The sequence below is a fragment of the Synechococcus sp. CS-1326 genome (assembly GCF_025128115.1).
In the GTDB taxonomy this organism is placed as follows: domain Bacteria; phylum Cyanobacteriota; class Cyanobacteriia; order PCC-6307; family Cyanobiaceae; genus Regnicoccus.
The window spans coordinates 95,127-112,751 of the sequence record NZ_JAHLYV010000027.1 but is presented as its reverse complement, the minus strand read 5'-3'; the positions used below and the strand labels follow the sequence as shown (position 1 = coordinate 112,751).

23 protein-coding genes are annotated in these 17,625 nt (G+C 67.9%); 13 read left to right on the top strand and 10 right to left on the bottom strand.

The window, feature by feature from the left end; translation table 11 throughout:
• Nucleotides 1-54: 54 nt before the first annotated feature.
• The 3 genes from KQ307_RS10735 to KQ307_RS10725 form a co-directional block, all read right to left on the bottom strand.
• Nucleotides 55-489 (bottom strand): LexA family transcriptional regulator, encoded by a 435-nt coding sequence (locus KQ307_RS10735; RefSeq protein ID WP_259702309.1) that lies wholly within the window; start codon nt 487-489, stop codon nt 55-57.
• 98 nt (nt 490-587) lie between these two features.
• Entirely contained in the window at nt 588-1,091 is a 504-nt protein-coding gene (locus tag KQ307_RS10730) for a hypothetical protein (protein WP_259702308.1), read from the bottom strand.
• Nucleotides 1,092-1,104: 13 nt separating this feature from the next.
• On the bottom strand, nt 1,105-1,623 hold the full coding sequence (locus tag KQ307_RS10725) for a pentapeptide repeat-containing protein (RefSeq protein WP_259702307.1): 519 nt from the start codon (nt 1,621-1,623) through the stop codon (nt 1,105-1,107).
• 53 nt (nt 1,624-1,676) lie between these two features.
• Here KQ307_RS10725 and KQ307_RS10720 point away from each other — a divergent pair, with 53 nt between their 5' ends.
• The 8 genes from KQ307_RS10720 (at nt 1,677) to KQ307_RS10685 (ending at nt 8,259) form a co-directional block, all read left to right on the top strand.
• Entirely contained in the window at nt 1,677-2,069 is a 393-nt protein-coding gene (locus KQ307_RS10720) for a YraN family protein (protein WP_259702306.1), read from the top strand.
• A gap of 65 nt (nt 2,070-2,134) precedes the next feature.
• Nucleotides 2,135-2,947, top strand: coding sequence for a 16S rRNA (adenine(1518)-N(6)/adenine(1519)-N(6))-dimethyltransferase RsmA (gene rsmA / locus KQ307_RS10715; protein ID WP_259702305.1), 813 nt, complete (start codon nt 2,135-2,137; stop codon nt 2,945-2,947).
• A 108-nt stretch (nt 2,948-3,055) separates the two neighbouring features.
• Nucleotides 3,056-4,006: a 4-(cytidine 5'-diphospho)-2-C-methyl-D-erythritol kinase gene (gene ispE, locus KQ307_RS10710; protein WP_259702304.1), complete on the top strand. Its 951-nt coding sequence runs from the start codon at nt 3,056-3,058 to the stop codon at nt 4,004-4,006.
• Nucleotides 4,003-4,326, top strand: coding sequence for a DUF3082 domain-containing protein (locus tag KQ307_RS10705; protein ID WP_259702303.1), 324 nt, complete (start codon nt 4,003-4,005; stop codon nt 4,324-4,326). The genes ispE and KQ307_RS10705 overlap by 4 nt, the downstream gene beginning before the upstream one ends.
• A 209-nt stretch (nt 4,327-4,535) precedes the next feature.
• The gene (locus tag KQ307_RS10700) at nt 4,536-5,519 is read left to right on the top strand and encodes a pyruvate dehydrogenase complex E1 component subunit beta (RefSeq protein ID WP_259702302.1); all 984 of its coding nucleotides are present in this window, start codon (nt 4,536-4,538) and stop codon (nt 5,517-5,519) included.
• A gap of 1 nt (nt 5,520) precedes the next feature.
• Complete coding sequence (gene secD, locus KQ307_RS10695; protein WP_259702301.1) at nt 5,521-7,035, top strand: protein translocase subunit SecD; 1,515 nt, start codon at nt 5,521-5,523, stop codon at nt 7,033-7,035.
• Nucleotides 7,036-7,054: 19 nt separating this feature from the next.
• Nucleotides 7,055-8,032, top strand: coding sequence for a protein translocase subunit SecF (secF, locus tag KQ307_RS10690; RefSeq protein ID WP_259702300.1), 978 nt, complete (start codon nt 7,055-7,057; stop codon nt 8,030-8,032).
• Nucleotides 8,029-8,259 carry a hypothetical protein gene (locus tag KQ307_RS10685; protein WP_259702299.1) on the top strand — a complete coding sequence of 77 codons (231 nt, stop codon included), beginning with the start codon at nt 8,029-8,031 and terminating at the stop codon, nt 8,257-8,259. Before secF ends, KQ307_RS10685 begins: the two co-directional genes overlap by 4 nt.
• Here the strand turns inward: KQ307_RS10685 and KQ307_RS10680 are convergent.
• From KQ307_RS10680 to mnmH, 4 genes are read right to left on the bottom strand one after another with little or no spacing between them, the layout of a single operon-like run.
• Nucleotides 8,228-9,241, bottom strand: coding sequence for an AI-2E family transporter (locus KQ307_RS10680; RefSeq protein WP_259702298.1), 1,014 nt, complete (start codon nt 9,239-9,241; stop codon nt 8,228-8,230). The two genes, KQ307_RS10685 and KQ307_RS10680, sit on opposite strands and share 32 nt — an antisense overlap.
• On the bottom strand, nt 9,238-10,326 hold the full coding sequence (locus KQ307_RS10675; protein ID WP_259702297.1) for an AI-2E family transporter: 1,089 nt from the start codon (nt 10,324-10,326) through the stop codon (nt 9,238-9,240). The genes KQ307_RS10680 and KQ307_RS10675 overlap by 4 nt, the downstream gene beginning before the upstream one ends.
• Nucleotides 10,323-10,724, bottom strand: a complete 402-nt coding sequence (gene psb28, locus KQ307_RS10670; protein ID WP_259702296.1) for a photosystem II reaction center protein Psb28 — start codon at nt 10,722-10,724, stop codon at nt 10,323-10,325. Before psb28 ends, KQ307_RS10675 begins: the two co-directional genes overlap by 4 nt.
• Before the next feature lie 24 nt (nt 10,725-10,748).
• A complete protein-coding gene (mnmH, locus tag KQ307_RS10665; protein WP_259702295.1) occupies nt 10,749-11,822 on the bottom strand; it encodes a tRNA 2-selenouridine(34) synthase MnmH in 1,074 nt (357 codons plus the stop codon).
• Nucleotides 11,823-11,893: 71 nt separating this feature from the next.
• Between mnmH and KQ307_RS10660 the strand changes: the two genes are divergently transcribed.
• Together KQ307_RS10660 and KQ307_RS10655 are read left to right on the top strand one after the other, a co-directional pair.
• The gene (locus KQ307_RS10660) at nt 11,894-12,616 is read left to right on the top strand and encodes a GUN4 domain-containing protein (protein WP_259702294.1); all 723 of its coding nucleotides are present in this window, start codon (nt 11,894-11,896) and stop codon (nt 12,614-12,616) included.
• A gap of 172 nt (nt 12,617-12,788) precedes the next feature.
• Entirely contained in the window at nt 12,789-13,199 is a 411-nt protein-coding gene (locus tag KQ307_RS10655; RefSeq protein WP_259702293.1) for an ATP-binding protein, read from the top strand.
• 28 nt (nt 13,200-13,227) lie between these two features.
• On the opposite strand, the gene KQ307_RS10650 is transcribed toward KQ307_RS10655, so the two are convergent.
• Nucleotides 13,228-13,569 (bottom strand): DUF6439 family protein, encoded by a 342-nt coding sequence (locus tag KQ307_RS10650; protein ID WP_259702292.1) that lies wholly within the window; start codon nt 13,567-13,569, stop codon nt 13,228-13,230.
• Nucleotides 13,570-13,605: 36 nt separating this feature from the next.
• On the opposite strand from KQ307_RS10650, the gene KQ307_RS10645 reads away from it, so the two are divergent.
• Nucleotides 13,606-13,884, top strand: a complete 279-nt coding sequence (locus KQ307_RS10645; RefSeq protein ID WP_259702291.1) for a hypothetical protein — start codon at nt 13,606-13,608, stop codon at nt 13,882-13,884.
• A 4-nt stretch (nt 13,885-13,888) separates the two neighbouring features.
• On the opposite strand, the gene KQ307_RS10640 is transcribed toward KQ307_RS10645, so the two are convergent.
• Nucleotides 13,889-14,962, bottom strand: a complete 1,074-nt coding sequence (locus KQ307_RS10640) for a class I SAM-dependent methyltransferase (protein ID WP_259702290.1) — start codon at nt 14,960-14,962, stop codon at nt 13,889-13,891.
• 246 nt (nt 14,963-15,208) lie between these two features.
• Between KQ307_RS10640 and KQ307_RS10635 the strand changes: the two genes are divergently transcribed.
• Both KQ307_RS10635 and KQ307_RS10630 read left to right on the top strand, forming a co-directional pair.
• The gene (locus tag KQ307_RS10635) at nt 15,209-15,727 is read left to right on the top strand and encodes an allophycocyanin subunit beta (RefSeq protein WP_259702289.1); all 519 of its coding nucleotides are present in this window, start codon (nt 15,209-15,211) and stop codon (nt 15,725-15,727) included.
• 76 nt (nt 15,728-15,803) lie between these two features.
• Nucleotides 15,804-17,012 (top strand): alanine--glyoxylate aminotransferase family protein, encoded by a 1,209-nt coding sequence (locus KQ307_RS10630; protein ID WP_259702288.1) that lies wholly within the window; start codon nt 15,804-15,806, stop codon nt 17,010-17,012.
• Here KQ307_RS10630 and KQ307_RS10625 read toward each other — a convergent pair.
• Complete coding sequence (locus KQ307_RS10625) at nt 16,930-17,427, bottom strand: nucleoside deaminase (RefSeq protein WP_259702345.1); 498 nt, start codon at nt 17,425-17,427, stop codon at nt 16,930-16,932. The two genes, KQ307_RS10630 and KQ307_RS10625, sit on opposite strands and share 83 nt — an antisense overlap.
• Between the last annotated feature and the right edge of the window lie 198 nt (nt 17,428-17,625).

Sequence of the window (17,625 nt, the reverse complement as noted above, 5' to 3'; positions counted from 1 at the left end):
AGGGCGGCTGGATCAGGGCCACTGGATCGGGGCCACTGGATCAGGGCCACTGGATCAGAGCGGGTGGATCACCTGGATGGCCACGCCCCAGAGGCGGGTGTCGTCGGCGTCATGGAGCTCCAGGGGGGGGTAGGCCGGATGGGCCGCCTCCAGCCGCAGGCGGCCCTGGTGCCGCACCAGGCGCTTGAGCGTGAAGGCACCCTCCAGCACGGCCACCACAATGCGGCCGGGGCGCGGCTCGACGCTGCGATCAACGATCAGCAGGTCGCCGTGGTGGATGCCGGCGCCCGTCATCGAATCACCGCTGACGCGCAGAAAAAAGGTGCTGCTGGGATGCGCGATCAGTTGCTCATTGAGGTCGATGCCCACCTCCACGTAATCGTCGGCGGGGGAGGGAAAGCCCGCCGCCACGGATTCCACCGCCAGGGGCAACCGCACGGCACGGCGATCAGGCCGCAACGGCAGGGGCTGGGGCTGGGGCAGCGACAAGACAGGGAGAGGGCGGATCGCGTCGAGCAAGGGGGCAGCCGACAGAGACCATCAGAGTAGTACAAATCTACTGATGAGCCCGATCTCGGGCGCCGGGCTCAGGGGCCGGCCGGATCCTCCTCGTCCTCCAGCAGCAGCTGCTGAAACTCGGTGTAGAGCTCAGGGTGGTCGGCGGCGAGGCGACGATCCGGCCGCGGATTCAGGGGGCGTCCCCCCCGTCCCGCGCTGCCGCCCGCACCATTGCCCGCGCCGAGCCCGGCACCGGTGCGACCAGCGGAGGGCGAGGAACCGGCAGGAGGCGCCGGGGAGGAGGGGGGCAGCCGCTCGATCCGCCGCTCCTGGAGCTGCCGCTCCTGGCGGCTCAACTCCAGCTCCTGCAGGCGCTGCAACAGGTGAGGCGGCACCGTGCCGTCCGGGCTCACCTGCATCAGCTCGTGGAACAGCGCATCAGGATCGGTTTCCGTTTCCACCCGGTGGCGCCGCTCGCCCGCTGCCGCCGCCGCTGACCCTGCCACCGCGCTGGACGGTGGTGCCGGCAGGGGCTGGGGCAGGCGCCGGCCCAGCTCCCTGAGGCGATCAAGGCTGCGGGAGTCGAAGGCCATCAGCGAGGCGGCGTCAGGGGCACCCCAGTGTGTCGCGGGTGATGCGGCCAGTGACGGGGTTGGTGCCGGTGGCGCTGGCGCAGAGCTTCTTGAGCACATCGGCCCTCAGGGGCACGTTGGTGAAGTCGGCCCCGTCGATCGCCACCCGATCGAACTTGGTGTTGAAGGCGAAGGCATCTTCCAGCACCGCATCCCGCAGGTCGGTGCCCTCCAGCACCGCCGAATCGAGGGTGGCCTGGCGCAGATCGGCACCGCGAAGGTTGGCGTCCTGCAACTTGGCGCCGAACAGGCTGGCGTTGCGCAGGTCGGAGCCGGAGAGATCAGCGTCCCGCAGATTGGTGAGGCTGAAGGTCACCCCGCTGAGATCGGTGTCGTGGAAATCGGCACCGATCAACACCTGTTTGGCGTAATCCATCGCGGCAGCGGCGGGGGCCACCGGCCAACCGGGCAGCAGCCCGGCAACCAGACCCCCCAGGCCACCCAGCAGAACCAGCAGGAAGCCCGTGAACAGCGAACGCAACGGGGCGGCCATGGCAGCGGAGGGACAGGCATGGGAACTGTAGGAACAGTGGGTCTGGCGGTTCGATGGGGGCGATCACAACGCAACAGTCGAAAAACCAGCGGCGAATTCCAGGCCAGTGGGCCGAGCAGCGGGCCCTGCGGCTGTTGCGCAGCCGCGGCTGGCAGCTGGTGGCACGGCGCTGGTCCTGCCGCTGGGGCGAACTCGATCTGGTGGTGGCCAAACCCGGCCGCCTGCTGCTGGTGGAGGTGAAGGGTCGGCGGCACTGCGGACGCGACGGCTGGGGCACAGCAGCCCTGGGCCCTGTCAAGCGAGCCCGGCTGGCCCGGGCCTGGGGCTGCTGGCTGGCCACCCAGCCGGAGCGGGCGAGCCTGCCGGTGGAGGTGGTGTTCGCCCTGGTGCCCCTGCCACCGACGCGGGGGGAGGTGCGCTGGCTGCGGCTGGATCAATGGAACTGAATTCGTGGAATTGAGCGGCCCCGGCTGGCCAGGCGGCAGTGTGGAGGGGTCGCCCGCCCGCCGCCATGACCTTCGGGGCCCATCGCGCCCGCAAGCGCTTCGGCCAGCACTGGCTGATCGATGCCGGCGTGCTGGAGCGCATCGTGGCGGCGGCGGAGCTGCAACCTGAGGACACCGTGCTGGAGGTGGGTCCGGGGCGCGGCGCCCTCACCGAGCGGCTGCTGGCCTCCCCGGCGGCGATGCTGCAGGCCGTGGAACTCGACCGCGACCTGGTGTCGGGCCTGCGGCAGCGCTTCGGCGACCATCCCCGCTTCGAGCTGCTGGAAGGGGATGCCCTGAGCGTGGAGCTGCCGGCGGCGGACAAGGTGGTGGCCAACATCCCCTACAACATCACCGGTCCACTGCTGGAGCGGCTGGTGGGCCGGCTGGACCGGCCGGCGCCGATCCCCTACCGGCGGCTGGTGCTGCTGGTGCAGCAGGAGGTGGGAGAACGGATCCGGGCCAGGGCCGGCAGCAGCGCCTTCAGCGCCCTGAGCGTGCGGCTGCAGCTGCTGGCCGACTGCCGCTCGGTGTGCGCTGTGCCGCCCCGCTGCTTTCAGCCGCCGCCGAAGGTGCACTCGGAGGTGATCGTGCTGGATCCACGGCCGGCGGATCAACGGCTGGAACCCGCTCTTGCCGCGCGGGTGGAGCTGCTGCTGCGCCGCTGCTTCGCCAGCCGCCGCAAGATGCTGCGCAACAGCCTCGCCGGCCTGCTGCCACCGGATGCCCTCGCCGCCCTCGCCGCCGAGGCGGGCGTCGATCTGCAGCAACGGCCCCAGGAGCTGGCCCCCGGGCGCTGGGTGGCCCTGGCGCTGGGCCTGCCCAGCGGGCACGGCTGAGGGAGCCCGCCAGGAACTGGACTGGAACGGACAGTCGGGGGGTTTGAATCGGGCCGACCAGGCCCATGCCGCCCCGCCGTTCCCGTGTCTTCCCTCCCGTGCCATCCCATGGCTGATCTGCACGCCCTGGCCCCGGCCAAGATCAACCTGCATCTGGAGGTGCTTGGCCTGCGGCCCGATGGCTTCCACGAGCTGGCCATGGTGATGCAGAGCCTTGAGCTGGCCGACAGCCTGGCCCTCTCAGCCCGCCACGACGGTGTGCTGTCCCTGAGCTGTGATCAGCCGGGTCTTCCCACCGATGGCACCAACCTGATCGTGCGGGCCGCGGAGCTGTTGCGACGGCAGACCGGACAAGCCTCACTCGGCGCCGATCTGGTCCTCACCAAACGCATTCCGATCGGAGCGGGCCTGGCCGGTGGCTCCAGCGACGGTGCCGCGGCCCTGCTCGGGCTGAATCAGCTCTGGGAACTGGGGCTGGGCGATGCCGACCTGCGCGCCCTGGCGGCCGAACTCGGCTCGGACGTGCCGTTCTGCCTGGTGGGCGGCACCCAGCTCTGCTTCGGACGGGGCGAGCGGCTGGAGCCTGTCGACCTCGGTGCCACCGAGCCGCTGGCGGTGCTGCTGATCAAGGATCCGGCGGCAAGCGTGTCCACCCCCTGGGCCTATGGCCGCTGCCGGGAGCTGCGCGGCGACTTCTACCTCCAGCAGGAAGTCGATTTCGAACAACGCCGCTCCAACCTGCGCCACGGCCCCCTGCTCGCGGCCCTGCGGGGAGAGCGGGCCCTGCCACCGCTCCGCAACGACCTGCAGGCGGTGGTCGAGCCGGAGCAGGCCAGCGTGCGCCTGGGCCTGGCTCTGCTGCGCCAGGCCGAAGGCCAGCTGGGGGTGGCGATGAGTGGCTCAGGACCCAGCCTGTTCGCCCTGTTCGCCGATCTGGAGCAGGCCGAAGCGGCCCGATCCCAGCTCGGTGAGGCCCTCGACGCGGCGGGGTTCGACGCCTGGTGTTGCCTCTGCAGCAGCATGGGGGCCCGCCCCGGGGTGCCGCCCCCATCCCCATGAGCGATTCGCCGCCATCGCCAGCCGAGACCAGCCCGGCCCCGCCGGTCCGCAAAGGGCCGCTCAGCTTCCTCTCCGGCGCACTCACCAGCGGTCTGCTCGCCTGGATGTTCCTGCTGCTGAGCCAGCGGGTGGTGGGCTATTACGCACTCCATCCGCCGCACTACAGCAAGCCGTTTGCCCAGAGCATCGCCACGGCGCTCAAGACGCTGATCGTCGGCATGAGCTTCCTGGCCACCTTCAGCTGCGCCTTCGTGGGCCTGGGCCTGTTCCTTGTGTTCATCCGCAGCCTGCTGCCGGCCCAGGCGCAGAAGCCTTCCTAAGCTCAGCCAGGCTTCACCCCCACCCCTGCTTGCTGCGATGACCCCCCACGACCTCGGGCTGCTCGCCCTGCTGCTGTCACCGGGAATGCTGCTCTCCGTTCTGCTGCTGGCCACGTTCGCCGCCGGCGGCTGAAGCTTCCGCAGCCTGCTCCGGCGGCCTGAGATAAGTTGGCCGCTCCACCGGCAGCAGCCGGGTCCGCTCTCCTTCCGTGGCCGAGACGCTCCTCTTCAACGCCCTGCGTGACGCCATCGACGAAGAGATGGCCCGCGACCCGATGGTCTGCGTGTTCGGCGAAGACGTCGGTCAGTACGGCGGTTCCTACAAGGTCACCAAGGATCTCTACGAGAAATACGGCGAATGGAGGGTTCTCGACACCCCGATCGCCGAGAACAGCTTCACCGGCATGGCCGTCGGAGCCGCCATGACAGGACTTCGCCCGATCGTGGAGGGCATGAACATGGGCTTCCTGCTGCTCGCCTTCAACCAGATCTCCAACAACATGGGGATGCTGCGCTACACCAGTGGCGGCAATTACACGATTCCCACCGTGGTGCGAGGCCCCGGCGGCGTGGGTCGTCAGCTCGGGGCGGAGCACAGCCAGCGGCTCGAGGCCTACTTTCACGCGGTGCCCGGCATCAAGATCGTGGCGGTCAGCACCCCCACCAATGCCAAGGGCCTGATGAAGGCCGCCATTCGTGATAACAACCCCGTGCTCTTCTTCGAGCACGTGCTGCTCTACAACCTCAGCGAAGAACTTCCTGAAGGCGATTACATCTGCGCCCTCGACCAGGCCGAAGTGGTCCGGCCCGGCAAGGATGTCACGATCCTCACCTATTCCCGGATGCGGCATCACTGCCTCAAGGCGGTGCAGCAGCTGGAGGCGGAGGGCGTCGATGTGGAACTGATCGACCTGATCAGCCTCAAGCCGTTCGATCTCGACACGATCACCCGCTCGATCCGCAAGACCCACAAGGTGATGGTGGTGGAGGAATGTATGAAAACCGGTGGGATCGGTGCCGAGCTGATCGCCCTGATCACGGAACACTGTTTCGATGATCTCGATGCCCGCCCCCTGCGGCTCTCCAGCCAGGACATTCCCACCCCCTACAACGGAGCCCTGGAGAACCTCACGATCATTCAGCCCCATCAGATCGTGAAGGCCGCCACCCAGCTCAAGACAGGCGTGTTCTGAGATGGCACGTCAACAGGGGTGGTTCGCCCTGATCCTGGCCCTGGCGATCGCCGCCGGCGCGGTGCTGGCCGCCTTCCCGCTCCAGCTTGGTCTTGATCTCCGGGGCGGCAGCCAACTCACCCTGCAGGTGCTGCCCGCCGGTGCGATCACCAAGGTGCAGCGGGAACAGCTGGAGGCCGTCAAGGACGTGCTCGATCGCCGCATCAACGGCCTGGGCGTGGCGGAATCCACCCTCCAGACCGTGGGCGACGACCAGTTGCTGCTCCAGCTGCCCGGTGAACAGGATCCGACCCGGGCCGCCAAGGTGCTGGGCACCACGGCCCTGCTTGAGTTCCGCGCCCAGAAGCCCGGCACCGAACAGGAGATGCAGGGGCTGCTGCGCCTGAAGCGCCAGGCCGAAGCGGTGCTGGCCCGGCTTGAGCGACGCAGCCCGGCCACTCCTGAAGGGGGTCTGCCATCCGGCCAGACCCCACCGCCACCGGCCAGCTTCCCCGCCGCTGAACTGGCCAAGGCCCTCGATGGCCTGGGCGTGAAGGTGCCGGCAGCTGCCGGCGAGGCCGACCAGATCAAGGCCCTGCTGGAAGAGGTGAACAAGCGGGTGGTCGCCCTCTACGAACCAGCCAGCCTGACCGGCAAGGGGTTGGTCACGGCGGGGCGCCAGCAGCAGAGCAACGGCCCCGGCTGGGATGTCACCCTCGGCTTCAACCGGGAGGGGGGTGAGGCCTTCGCCCGGCTCACCCAGTCGATCGCCGGAACAGACCGCTTGCTGGGCATCGTGCTGGATGGCCGCTCGATCAGCGAGGCCAGCGTCAGCCAGGAATTCGCCGCGGCCGGCATCACCGGCGGCGCGGCGAGCATCACCGGAAATTTCACGGCTGAGGAGGCCCGGGATCTGGAGGTGCAACTGCGCGGCGGCTCCCTGCCCCTGCCGGTCAGGATTGTGGAGGTCCGCACGGTCGGCCCGTCGCTCGGTGCCGAGAACATCCGCACCAGCCTCACCGCCGCCCTCACCGGCCTCGGGCTGGTGGGGGTGTTCATGGTTGTGGTCTACCGGCTGCCCGGGGCCGTGGCGGTGCTTGCCCTCAGCCTCTATGCCCTCTTCAACCTGGCGGTCTATTCCCTGATTCCCGTCACCCTCACCCTGCCCGGCATCGCCGGCTTCATCCTCAGCGTCGGCATGGCGGTGGATGCCAATGTGCTGATCTTCGAGCGGGTCAAGGAGGAACTGCGCAGCGGCAACACCCTGATCCGTTCGATCGACACGGGCTTTTCCCTGGCCTTCAGCTCGATCCTCGATGGCCATGTCACCGGCCTGATCAGTTGCCTGGCGCTGTTCATGCTCGGAACCGGGCTGATCAAGGGGTTTGCCGTCACCCTGGCGATCGGCCTGCTGCTCAGCCTGTTCACTGCCCTCACCTGCACCCGCACCCTGCTGCGCCTGCTGATGAGCTATCCAGCCCTGCGACGCCCCACCTACTTCCTGCCCGCCACCCAGCTTCCCGCCGGCGTGGCCTGAGCCCCCCCACCTCCAGCCTGTGACTCAGAGTCCCTCCCCCCGCTTCCGGATCAGCCGCTACCGGCGCCTCGCCTGGCTGGGATCGGGGCTGGCCTGCCTGCTCAGCGTCGTTGGCCTGGCCCTCAGCTGGCTGAACCCGTCGATCGGCTTCCCGCTCCGCCCCGGCCTTGATTTCACCGGTGGCACCCAGATTCAGCTGGAGCGGATCTGCGAAGCAGCCTGCACACCACTGACGGCTCCGGCCATGCAGCAGCGGCTCGCCGATCTGGCACTGCCACCGGAAGATCTGGAGCGGGCACCGAACCTCGGCAGCGCCAGTGTCCAGGTTCTCGATGGCGGCCGCTCCCTGCTGCTGCGGCTGCCCGCCCTCAGCCCTGAGCAGAGCGCAGCGGTGATTGCCGACTTCACCACTGCCATCGGCCCGCTCAACGCCGCCGGCACCGCGATCAACACGATCGGCCCCACACTGGGATCCCAGCTGCTTCAGAGCAGCGTGATTTCCCTGCTGGTGAGCTTCGCGGCGATCGCGGCCTACATCACCTTTCGCTACGACCGGGTCTTCGCCTTTCTCGCCCTGGTCTGCCTGGCCCACGACGTGCTGATCACCTGCGGGGTCTTCGCCTGGCTGGGGCTGTTGCTGGGCATCGAGGTGGATTCCCTGTTCGCCGTCTCGCTGGTCACCGTCGCCGGTTATTCCGTCAACGACACGGTGGTGGTGTTCGACCGGATCCGCGAACAGAAAACCAGCCTGGGCCAGCTCCCGGTTGCCGATCAGGTGGATGTGGCCGTCGATGCCACCCTCACCCGCTCCCTCTACACCTCGCTCACCACCCTGCTGCCGCTGCTGGCGGTGATCTTCTTCGGCGGCAGCAGCCTGTTCTGGTTCGCCGTGGCGCTCACGGTCGGCATTGCCGTCGGCAGCTGGTCGAGCATCGGTGTGGCGCCAACCCTGCTTCCCCTGTTCAACGCCCCCAGCCCCGCCCGGAGCGCGGCATGAGGCGCCTGCGCCTGCCGCTGATGCCGGTGCTGCTGATCCTGCTGGCGCTCTGGGACCTGCGGGCGGAACTCCAGCTGATCAGCGATCACTTCACCTGGGTCACGCTCCGGGCCGCCCTGGTTCAGCATCCCCTGGCTGTGGCGGTGCTGCTGCTCGCACCGGATCTGATCCGTCGCTACCGCCAGAAGCCGGCAGCTAGCCGCCCGGCAGGGTCCAGCGATCCATGATCTGCTCCACCAGCACCCGCTGACAGACCACCTGAATCACCACCACCAGGGGCAGACCCAGCAGCACACCCGGCAGTCCCAGCAGGGCGCCCAGGCTGAGCTGGGCCATCAGGGCAACGGTGGGGAGCAGATTCACGGTGCGACTCAGCAGCACGGGGGTGAGAACGAAGGCCTCGACGTTCTGGAGAAACAACCGCAGAATCAGCACCTGCACCACCTTGGCCGGAGAGATCAGCAGGGCAACGGCCATCGGCAGCAGGGTCGCCACGGTCGGGCCGATCGTGGGGACGAAGGTGAGCAGGCCGCAGACCAGGCCGCTCAGCAGGGCCAGCGGCACCTTCAGCAGGGCCAGGCCCGCCCAGGTGAGCACGAACACAGTCAGGGCCGAAACCGTCATGCCCGCCAGCCAGCCGCCGAGGGCCTGGCGGCAGTCGTGCAGCAAGCCCTGCATCGCCGAGCGGTAGAAGCGGGGGGTGGCGGCGACCAGCAGGCGCTGGTGGCTGCGGGGATCAAGGGCGAGCAGCACGGCGAGCAGGCCCATCAGCAGCAGCTGGATCGTGGTGTTGGCGGTGCTGCCCGCCACCCCGAGCAACTGGGAACCCAGCGGCTGTAGCCGGTCCCAGCTGCCCAGATCAAGCAGTTGCGTCTCGAGGGTCTGCAGACCCCGAAACTGGCCGGCCAGGGCACCGAGCCGCTGGATCAGCACCGGCACCAGCTGGGTGAATTCATTGGCCTGCTGCACCAGCTCAGGCAGCAGCAGCTCCGACACCTTCCAGCCCAGCAAAGCCAGCACCAGCAGCACCAGGGCGAGGGCGGCAGGCCGGTTGAGCGGCAGGCGGCGCCGCAACTGGGTCACCGGCACATCAAGGGCAACGGCCAGAACCACGGCGCCGAACAGCACCAGCAGCACCCAGCGCAGCTCCCAGAGCAACAGCCCGAGCACCACCAGTGCCAGGCAACCCAGCAGGGTGCGGCTGGTCATCCCAGCGACCGCTGGCGTTTCCAGGGATCGAGCACGTCATGGATCAGCACCTCCCGCACGATCACCTGCAGGCACACCGCCATCGGCAGGGCGAGCAGCAGCCCCAGGGGGCCGAACAGCACCGTGAACAGGAACTGGGCCGTCAGGGTGAGGCCAGGCAGGAGGCTGAGCTGGTGCTGCATCACCGATGGCGTGATCAGATAGCTCTCCAGGTGCTGAATCACCAGGTAGAGGCCGATCACGGCCAACGCCTTCCAGGGGGCATCCAGCAGGGCCACCGAAACCGGGAAAATCGTGCTCAAGGTGGGGCCGACATTGGGGATCACGTTCAGCAGCCCGGCCAGCAGGGCATTGGCCACCACCAGTTTCACGCCGAGCAGCATCAGGCCGATCCCCGAGAGCAGGGCCACGCAGCAGGAGCTGATCAGCACACCGACCATCCAGTCGCTCAGGGCGGTTCCGCAGCCATCCAGCACCTGGCGGAAGCGGCGTCGGTAGAACGACGGAATCAGCAGCACCGCCACATCCCGGTAGGCGGTGGGTTGCACCGCCACCATCACACTCACCGCCACGACGAACAGCAGTTGCAGCAGCCCCCCCCCGAGGTTGCCGGCCAGGCCGAGCAGGCGGCCGAGTCCCTCGCCAAGGCCGCTGGCCAGGGCAGCGCTGCCCTCGGAACCGCTGGGCAGCAGCTGCTGAAACTGCTGAAACCAATCCAGCTCGAGGGTGGCGTCCTGGCGCCCATAAATCATCCGGGCAGCCTCGGTGAGGGCGCTGCGGGCCATTGCCAGCAGGAGCTCCGCGGCGGCAGGCACCTTGGTGAGCAGTTCGGCGAACTGGGCGGCGAAGGGGGGGATCAGCACGGTGACGGCCAGCACCAGCAGCACCAGCAGACCCAGCAGGCTCAGCAGCAGGGCAAGCGGACGGCCGCAGCCGAGTTGCCGGCGCACGAACCCCACCAGCGTGCAGAGCGCCATCGCCAGCACGATGGCGGCGAACACCTGCACGAGCACATCACGCAGGCTCCAGAGCAGCGCGACGGCCGCCGCGGTGCCGGCCAGACCCAGCCACTGCCCGAATTTCAACCTGCTTCCGGCTCCGGCGCCGGCTCGGGCGCCGGCTCGGGCTGATCGTCTGCCGGCTCATCGTCTTTCTCGGCGAAGCCGAGGCCATGGCCGGCGGCATAGCGATCGGCAAACCGCATGAACCGATCGAAATCCTCCTCGGTCTTCCAGGTGTAGGTGGCCTCGATGGCGCTGGCGCGGCCATTCACGAAGCGGGCGTTCACATCTCGCGTGACCAGCTCACCCTCTTCATCGAGCAGAAACATCCCGGTGATGTCGCCCATGGTTTCCGGAGCGAGGGCCGCCGGCTCCTCGAACACGAACAGCGCCTGGCCGGTGCGTCCGTCGCGGGACCGGGTCAGGCGGATATCGGGAACCACCGGTTCATCCACCCCACGAAAAAACTGAATGGCAGTCATCGGAGGAGGCAACAAACGCCGATCCTAAACAGCACGACTGATCCGGCCCTGGTTCAGCAACAACTCCGCCACAGTCGGCTCAGGCCAGACTCCGAGCTCGATCCAGGCCACCGGCGACAAAGACGGCGAAGACGACCCAGAGAGCTGGAGGGTGGCCTGTTGCGCCGGTGCTCGCCGGGCATCGTGGTCGTAACAACGGTCGTAATAATCCAGCATCTGGCGACAGGCCTCTGCCCAATCCCCGGCAGCGATCGCCGCCAGGGCCGCCTTGGTTCGCTCCGGTCCCAGTCGCTTGGCGATCCGAGCGGTGGCCTCGGCAAGGGCTGCGCCATCCTGCCCCCCATACACCTCCACCAGCCGCCGTACCCGCTCCTCAAGCGGGCGACGCAGCTCCAGCCGGGGCGCCGTCTGCATCTGCCGCCAGAGCCCGGCCGGAATCCGGCAGCGGCCCACCTGAACACTCTCGGCTTCCAACCAGATCTCAGCGGCCTCGGCCAGCTGGTTCAACTGGTGGGCCAGCCGATTCTCGTAGTGCTCGGTGCTCGGTTGGGGCGGCTGGCCCAGGCCACCGAAGCTGCTGCCCCGATGGTGGGCCAGCCCCTCCAGGTCCACCACCGCCACGCCGCGCCGGGCCAGCTCCAGCAGCAGATCGGTCTTGCCGGTGCCGGTGCGGCCCGCCAGCAGGCGCAGCGGCCAGGGCTGCTCAAAGCGAGCCAGCACCCACTGCCGGTAGGCCTTGTAACCACCCTCCAGCAGCAGCACCGGCAGATCAAGCGTCTCGGCCAGCCAGCCGAGGCTGGCGGAACGCAGGCCACCACGCCAGCAATGAATCCGCAGCGGCTGGCCCTCGTAGCGCATCCGCAGGGCCTCCCCCAGCTCGGCCAGCCGGGGGCCGACCCGGGCGAGACCGAGCTGGACGGCCGCCGTCCGACCCTGCTGCTTAAACAGAGTGCCGATCTCGGCCCGTTCGGAATCGCTGAACAGGGGCAGGCTGTGGGCACCGGGGATATGGCCCCGCTCGAACTCGGCCGGACTGCGCCCATCGAGCAGCGGCCCCGGGGCGGCCAGAAATGGCTCGATCGCCAGCCGCACCGCCATCCCCCCGACCCGGACCGACCTGTCCTGACATAGTGGACCCACGCTGGCCCCGATCAGGCTGGCTGAACGTCATGCTCTCCGGACCATCCGCCTCCACCACCATCAGCGCCGAAGAGCTGCTGGAACGGTTTCTGACCAGCTCGCAACGGCAGCGGCGCAGCCTTCTCGACCAGCTCGACGCCCGGGCCGCCGAGCTCCGTCCCCTGCTCATCGACAGCCTCGGGCATCTCGATGCCAGCGGTGACGACTGGGTGGCCGGCACCCTGATCCACCTGCTGCTGAAGGAGCAGGATGCCCTGGCCAGCGACTTCCTCTGCCGCTATCCCCAGGGCTGGCTGGAGCTCGGCACGGCCCAGGGCATCGACTATCTGCCCCTGCAGAGCGCCCTGATGGGCAAGGCCTTCGAGGAGGCCGACCGGCTCACCAGTGCCATCCTGCGCCAGCTGGCCGGCCCTGCGGCCGAAGGTCGCGGCTATGTCTATTTCAGCGAGGTGGCACCGATCGAGGGCCTGGATCTGGTGAGCCTCGACCGGCTCTGGAACTGCTATTCGCTCGGGCGATTCGGATTCTCGGTCCAGGCTCGCCTGCTGCGCAGCGTCGGCGGACGCTGGCCGCTGCTGTGGCCGAAGCTGGGCTGGAAAACCGGCGGGGTCTGGACCCGCTATCCATCCGGATTCACCTGGTCCCTGGAGGCGCCGGAAGGACACATGCCCCTGGTCAACCAGTTGCGGGGAGTGCGGCTGATGGATGCCCTGCTCTGCCATCCCGCTCTGCAACAGCGAGTCGTCAGCTGAAGGGACAGGCGGTTAGGGTCAAATTCAGTGGGCGAAAGAGTGGATGCCGCTTCACTTGAGCACCTTGCTGTTCAAGATCCCGTCAACCGTTCCCTGGGGCTTCCCCTGGAACCTCCAGCTGTTGACGAGATCGGCGTTTCCGAAGGCCGTTTCCGGCATCAGGCCTTTCCGTTTGAACCTCTTCGCTGGGAAGACGTTCACCTGGACGGATTACATCACCCCGTCAACCCTCCAGCTCGGACCGCTGCTGGAGCTGCTGCTGGAGCCGGTGGCCCAGGCCGCCAACCTGGCGGGCCTTCAGCTGGGCCTTCAGGAAGCCCTGGTCAACGCCGTCCGCCATGGCAACGGTGGTGATCCCAGCAAATGTCTGCGGATCCGCCGCATCCTCTCGCCCCGCTGGGTCATCTGGCAGATCCAGGATGAGGGCTTCGGCGTACCGCCGGCCTCCCGCACCAGGGAGCTTCCAGCCAGTCCGGAGGCCTGCTGCGGCAGGGGCTTCTTTCTGATCCACCATTGTTTCGATGATGTGCGCTGGAGCGGTCGGGGCAACCGGCTCCAACTGGCCGCACAACGCCGGCGCTGACCGTCAGCGTTGTGCCGCCGCCGCCTAGCTAGCGGCCGTGGCTGGGGCAGCCAGGATCCTTGAGGTCGCCCTTCAACCAGGCCAGACCCTGCTCCAGCAGGGCGATCGCCCGGACCTGAGCCTCGCCGCCCAGTTGCTTCGCAGAGCTGTCATCACCGACCAACTGCACGAGAGCCGCGGCAATCTGCTCGGCCCCGCGGCGGGGCTTCTGCCCCTTGTGGGCGTGCCAGTCGCGCTCCTGGATCACCAGCAGCCGATGCAGGGCCTCGGCCAGCTGGCGGCTGCCGTCCGGCCAGGGGCTGCGCGGCGCAGCAGGATCATTGGCACGGGCGATCCCAACGGGAACGCCGATTTCGGAGGGAGGCGTCACTGGACGCAGGGCGGCATGGGGATCCATCCTGGCGCCATGCCCAAAGGCCTGCGCAGATCCAGCCGCCGCCGACCATCGGGGTGGTTGAACAGCCTCTCCGCCCTGCTGGCGATGGCCGCCCGCGGCGAACGGCTCAAACCCGAAGACACCGGCAGCGGGGCCCGCCGACTCCGCCAGCACCTGGAGCTGGGCCAGCGGCTGCTGGATCCCCTGCCCAGGTCGCTTCGCACCGAACAGAGCGGCGGGGAATGGTTCTGGAGAGCGCTGCGCTGGGGTGGCGCCGGCCTGGTGCTGGCCTGGCTGCTCCGAGCTTGAACCGTCAGGAGGCAGGGGATCCGAATGGCTTGGTGGCTCTCCAGACCCGGGTCATGAAGTGGGATTCGCAGTGAATCGCCTCGAATCCGGCTTGCCGCAGCCGTCCATCGATGGCATCGCTGATGTAATCGCGGTAGTAGGGCTCATGGAACATGCGGCGGAAGTTCTCCATCGCCGGCATGAATTCCGGAGAGTCGGCCATCTGAACGGAATCGGCCATCACCAGGGTGCCGCCGGGCTCAAGCAGCCGGAAACAGTCGGCGATCACCTGCTGGCGGGCTTCGCCCGGGAGCTCGTGCAACAGGAAAACGCAGCTGACCGCCTGGAAGGTGGCATCGGCGAACGGCATCGCCTCCGCATTGCCCTGCACCAGTTGCGGCAATTCGCCGGGCAACTGGGCCAGGAAGCGGTTGGCCTCCCGCAGGTAGGCGGTCGAGAGATCGAGCCCGACCAGCTGAACTCCCGGCAGGGCACCTCGCAACTGGCGCAGGGTCCGGCCGGTACCGGTGGCCACGTCCAAGACCCTCAACTGGCCTGGCGTACGGCCTGGAAAGGCCCGCAGGCCCCGTCGCAAAGGCGCCAGCACGCGACGGCGCATCGGATCCGCCGTGCCGTTGAACAGAATCTCCACCTGAAGGTCGTAGAGGAGGGCAGAGCGATCGCTCAGGTAGCCGTCGGTCTGATGGTGGAAGTTCTGGAGGTAGTAGGCGGGAAAATCGGCGGGATCCACCTCCCGGGGGAGGTCGCGCACATTGCGCTGAGAGCGTCGGCTCCAGGTGCTGGGCAGGTCGAGCCAGACCAGGGGATAACGGGTGGCCCATTGCATCCAGGGAGCCTCAAAAAGCAGGGAGGAGGGATAAACCCCCCGCTCGGCGTCCTGCCAGTCGACCTCCAGGAGGCGATTCATCGAGCTGCGCAACTGCTCGAACATCTCCGGAGGGACTGGAACGGTCTGGGGCAGGCTGCCCGGGGCGAGCAGTTCCAGAAGCCTGGTGCTCACCTCCTTATGGGCCAGGCCAAGCAGGCTTTTGCCCTGCTGGAGTGTCTGGTAGGCGATCTTGCTGACCGTTTCAGGCATCGGCTGGATCAGGGAGCTGAACCTGGAGGAAGTCCCATTCCAACGGATCGGCCCAGGCGCCGCGAGCCGGATCAGGAGCACTGCCGGGCAGGACCCGGGCTCGCACTGAGTGGGAAGGGCATCAACGGGAATAGCCCCGAAGCCGCGTAACCGTTTCTGTCAAAATCTTCAGATCCCACGGCTGCACTGGGTTCTTTGCGGTAGGCGGGTGCTAGTTTTCGGCTCAGGTCAGCGGATCTCCACGTCATGCGCGATGCCATTACCGGCCTGATCGGTCGGTATGACCAGCTTGGGCGCTATTTCGATCGGGATGCGATCGATCGGATCTCCAGCTACTTCGCCCAGTCCGGGTTACGCCTGGCGGCAGCGGAAATCATCAATCGGGATGCCACCGACATCGTGCGTGAAGCCAGCCGCCGGCTGTTCGAGGAGGATCCGGAACTGCTGCTTCCCGGCGGCAATGCCTACACGACCCGCCGCCTCTCGGCCTGCCTGCGCGACATGGATTACTTCCTGCGCTACGCCAGCTACGCCCTGGTGGCAGACGACCCCACCATCCTCGATGAGCGGGTGCTCAACGGCCTCGACGACACCTACAAGAGCCTGGGAGTTCCCACCGGGCCTACCGTCCGCAGCATCAACCTGCTGGCCGATGTGGTCAGCGAGCGGCTTGAATCAGTCGGGCTGGGTCCCACCGATGTGGTTCGCCTGCCGTTCAACCACATGGTCCGCGGACTTGGCGCCGTCAACGTCCGGGCCCGCTAGCCCCGGTCGGTCCCTGGAGAGCCCGCGGCCCATTGCTGCGTAGGCTTCGCATCTCTTTCCTTTCGCGCCGCTGGTCTTGGTCACCCAGTTTCCTTCTGCCCCAGTCAGCGATCGCCATCGCCTCTCGCTGGAACCGATCGCCACACCCGAGAGGCTGCTGCTGGGCCCAGGACCCTCCAACGCCCATCCCACCGTTCTGGCCGCCCTGGCGCGCAGTCCGATCGGCCACCTCGACCCCCTCTACATCGAGCTGATGGGTGAGGTGCAGGAGCTGCTGCGCTACGCCTGGCAAACCGATAACCGCCTCACCATTCCGATGAGTGGCACCGGCAGCGCTGCCATGGAAGCCACCCTGGCCAACACGGTCGAGCCGGGCGACGGCGTTCTGGTGGCCGTCAAGGGCTACTTCGGCCACCGCCTTGTGGACATGGCCCAGCGCTACCGGGCCGAGGTGCACACGATCGAGCGCCCCTGGGGGGAAGCCTTCAGCCTGGCTGAGATCGAAGCGGCCCTGCTGCTGCACCATCCGAAGATCCTGGCGATCGTCCATGCCGAAACCTCCACCGGCGTCTGCCAGCCGATGGAGGGGATCGGTGAACTCTGCCGCCGTCACAACTGCCTGCTGTTGCTCGACACGGTCACGTCCCTCGGCGCTGTGCCGATCCACCTCGACGCCTGGGGCGTCGACCTGGCCTACAGCTGCAGTCAGAAGGGCCTGAGCTGCCCTCCCGGTCTGGGACCGTTCAGCATGGGACCCAGGGCCGAAGCCAAGCTCTCCGCCCGCAGCGGCAAGGTACCCAACTGGTATCTCGATGTCTCCCTGCTCAATCAGTACTGGGGCAGCAACCGCACCTACCACCACACGGCCCCGGTGAACATGAACTTCGGCATGCGCGAAGCCCTCAGGCTGCTGGCCGATGAAGGCCTGGACAATGCCTGGGCCCGCCATCGCCAGAACGCGGAACGTCTCTGGGCCGGTCTCGAGCGGCTGGGGCTCGAACTCCATGTGGCTGAGCCCCTGCGGCTGCCGACCCTGACCACGGTCCGGATTCCGGAGGGCATCGACGGCAAGGCCTTCAGCCTGCATCTGCTCAACCGTCACGGCATCGAAGTGGGAGGCGGCCTCGGGGCCCTGGCCGGCAAAGTCTGGAGAATCGGCCTGATGGGCTACAACAGCCGTGCCGAAAACGTCGACCGGCTGCTCAATCTGCTTGAAACGGAGCTTCCCGCCTTCCGGACGGGCGCGTCGAGCGATCAAGCCGCTGTTGCCGTCGCTGCTGCCTGAACCAGCCGGCCAGCAGATCCTGGGCCTCGGCAGCGAGCACCCCCCCCAGCACCACCATCGGATGGTGAGCGCTCGGGTCGATCGACAGATCCAGGCAACCACCCAGGGCGCCGCGTTTCGGGTCGGCAGCGCCAAACACCACCGTGCCCATCCGGGCCTGGATCAGGGCCCCGGCGCACATCGGGCAGGGCTCCAGGGTCACCAGCAGCGTGCTGTCGTTGAAGCGCCAGTCCCCTCGCAAGCCTGCGGCCTGCCTCAGCGCCACAAGCTCGGCATGCCCCAGCGGATCCTGTCGGGTCTGGCGCTGGTTCGTTCCCCAGCCCAGGCAACGGCCGCGGCCATCAAGAACCACGGCGGCAACCGGAACCTCCCCGCGCGAGCCGGCCAGGCGGGCCAGGCGGAGCAACCGCTCCATCCAGAGCAGCCGCTGATCATCCGCACAGGCAATTGGGGTGGGCACAACCGGGGGCGGGGGGCGAGGATGCTGGGCGAGCTGGGGTTGGACGTGAACTGATGCAGCCAGGCTGACACCCCGCCAGAGTGCCCCCAGCTCCAGAGAGGATTGACTGCAGAAATGGTCACTGCAGAACAGGTCAAACAAGGTCACCGCCCA

What these genes read in the sequence shown, in the direction of transcription:
- KQ307_RS10730 (WP_259702308.1), bottom strand. Translation starts at nt 1,091, where the DNA reads ATGGCCTTCGACTCCCGCAGCCTTGATCGCCTCAGGGAGCTGGGCCGG.
- KQ307_RS10725 (WP_259702307.1), bottom strand. Translation starts at nt 1,623, where the DNA reads ATGGCCGCCCCGTTGCGTTCGCTGTTCACGGGCTTCCTGCTGGTTCTG.
- KQ307_RS10720 (WP_259702306.1), top strand. Translation starts at nt 1,677, where the DNA reads ATGGGGGCGATCACAACGCAACAGTCGAAAAACCAGCGGCGAATTCCA.
- rsmA (WP_259702305.1), top strand. Translation starts at nt 2,135, where the DNA reads ATGACCTTCGGGGCCCATCGCGCCCGCAAGCGCTTCGGCCAGCACTGG.
- ispE (WP_259702304.1), top strand. Translation starts at nt 3,056, where the DNA reads ATGGCTGATCTGCACGCCCTGGCCCCGGCCAAGATCAACCTGCATCTG.
- KQ307_RS10705 (WP_259702303.1), top strand. Translation starts at nt 4,003, where the DNA reads ATGAGCGATTCGCCGCCATCGCCAGCCGAGACCAGCCCGGCCCCGCCG.
- secD (WP_259702301.1), top strand. Translation starts at nt 5,521, where the DNA reads ATGGCACGTCAACAGGGGTGGTTCGCCCTGATCCTGGCCCTGGCGATC.
- KQ307_RS10685 (WP_259702299.1), top strand. Translation starts at nt 8,029, where the DNA reads ATGAGGCGCCTGCGCCTGCCGCTGATGCCGGTGCTGCTGATCCTGCTG.
- KQ307_RS10680 (WP_259702298.1), bottom strand. Translation starts at nt 9,241, where the DNA reads ATGACCAGCCGCACCCTGCTGGGTTGCCTGGCACTGGTGGTGCTCGGG.
- psb28 (WP_259702296.1), bottom strand. Translation starts at nt 10,724, where the DNA reads ATGACTGCCATTCAGTTTTTTCGTGGGGTGGATGAACCGGTGGTTCCC.
- mnmH (WP_259702295.1), bottom strand. Translation starts at nt 11,822, where the DNA reads ATGGCGGTGCGGCTGGCGATCGAGCCATTTCTGGCCGCCCCGGGGCCG.
- KQ307_RS10660 (WP_259702294.1), top strand. Translation starts at nt 11,894, where the DNA reads ATGCTCTCCGGACCATCCGCCTCCACCACCATCAGCGCCGAAGAGCTG.
- KQ307_RS10645 (WP_259702291.1), top strand. Translation starts at nt 13,606, where the DNA reads ATGCCCAAAGGCCTGCGCAGATCCAGCCGCCGCCGACCATCGGGGTGG.
- KQ307_RS10640 (WP_259702290.1), bottom strand. Translation starts at nt 14,962, where the DNA reads ATGCCTGAAACGGTCAGCAAGATCGCCTACCAGACACTCCAGCAGGGC.
- KQ307_RS10635 (WP_259702289.1), top strand. Translation starts at nt 15,209, where the DNA reads ATGCGCGATGCCATTACCGGCCTGATCGGTCGGTATGACCAGCTTGGG.
- KQ307_RS10625 (WP_259702345.1), bottom strand. Translation starts at nt 17,427, where the DNA reads ATGGAGCGGTTGCTCCGCCTGGCCCGCCTGGCCGGCTCGCGCGGGGAG.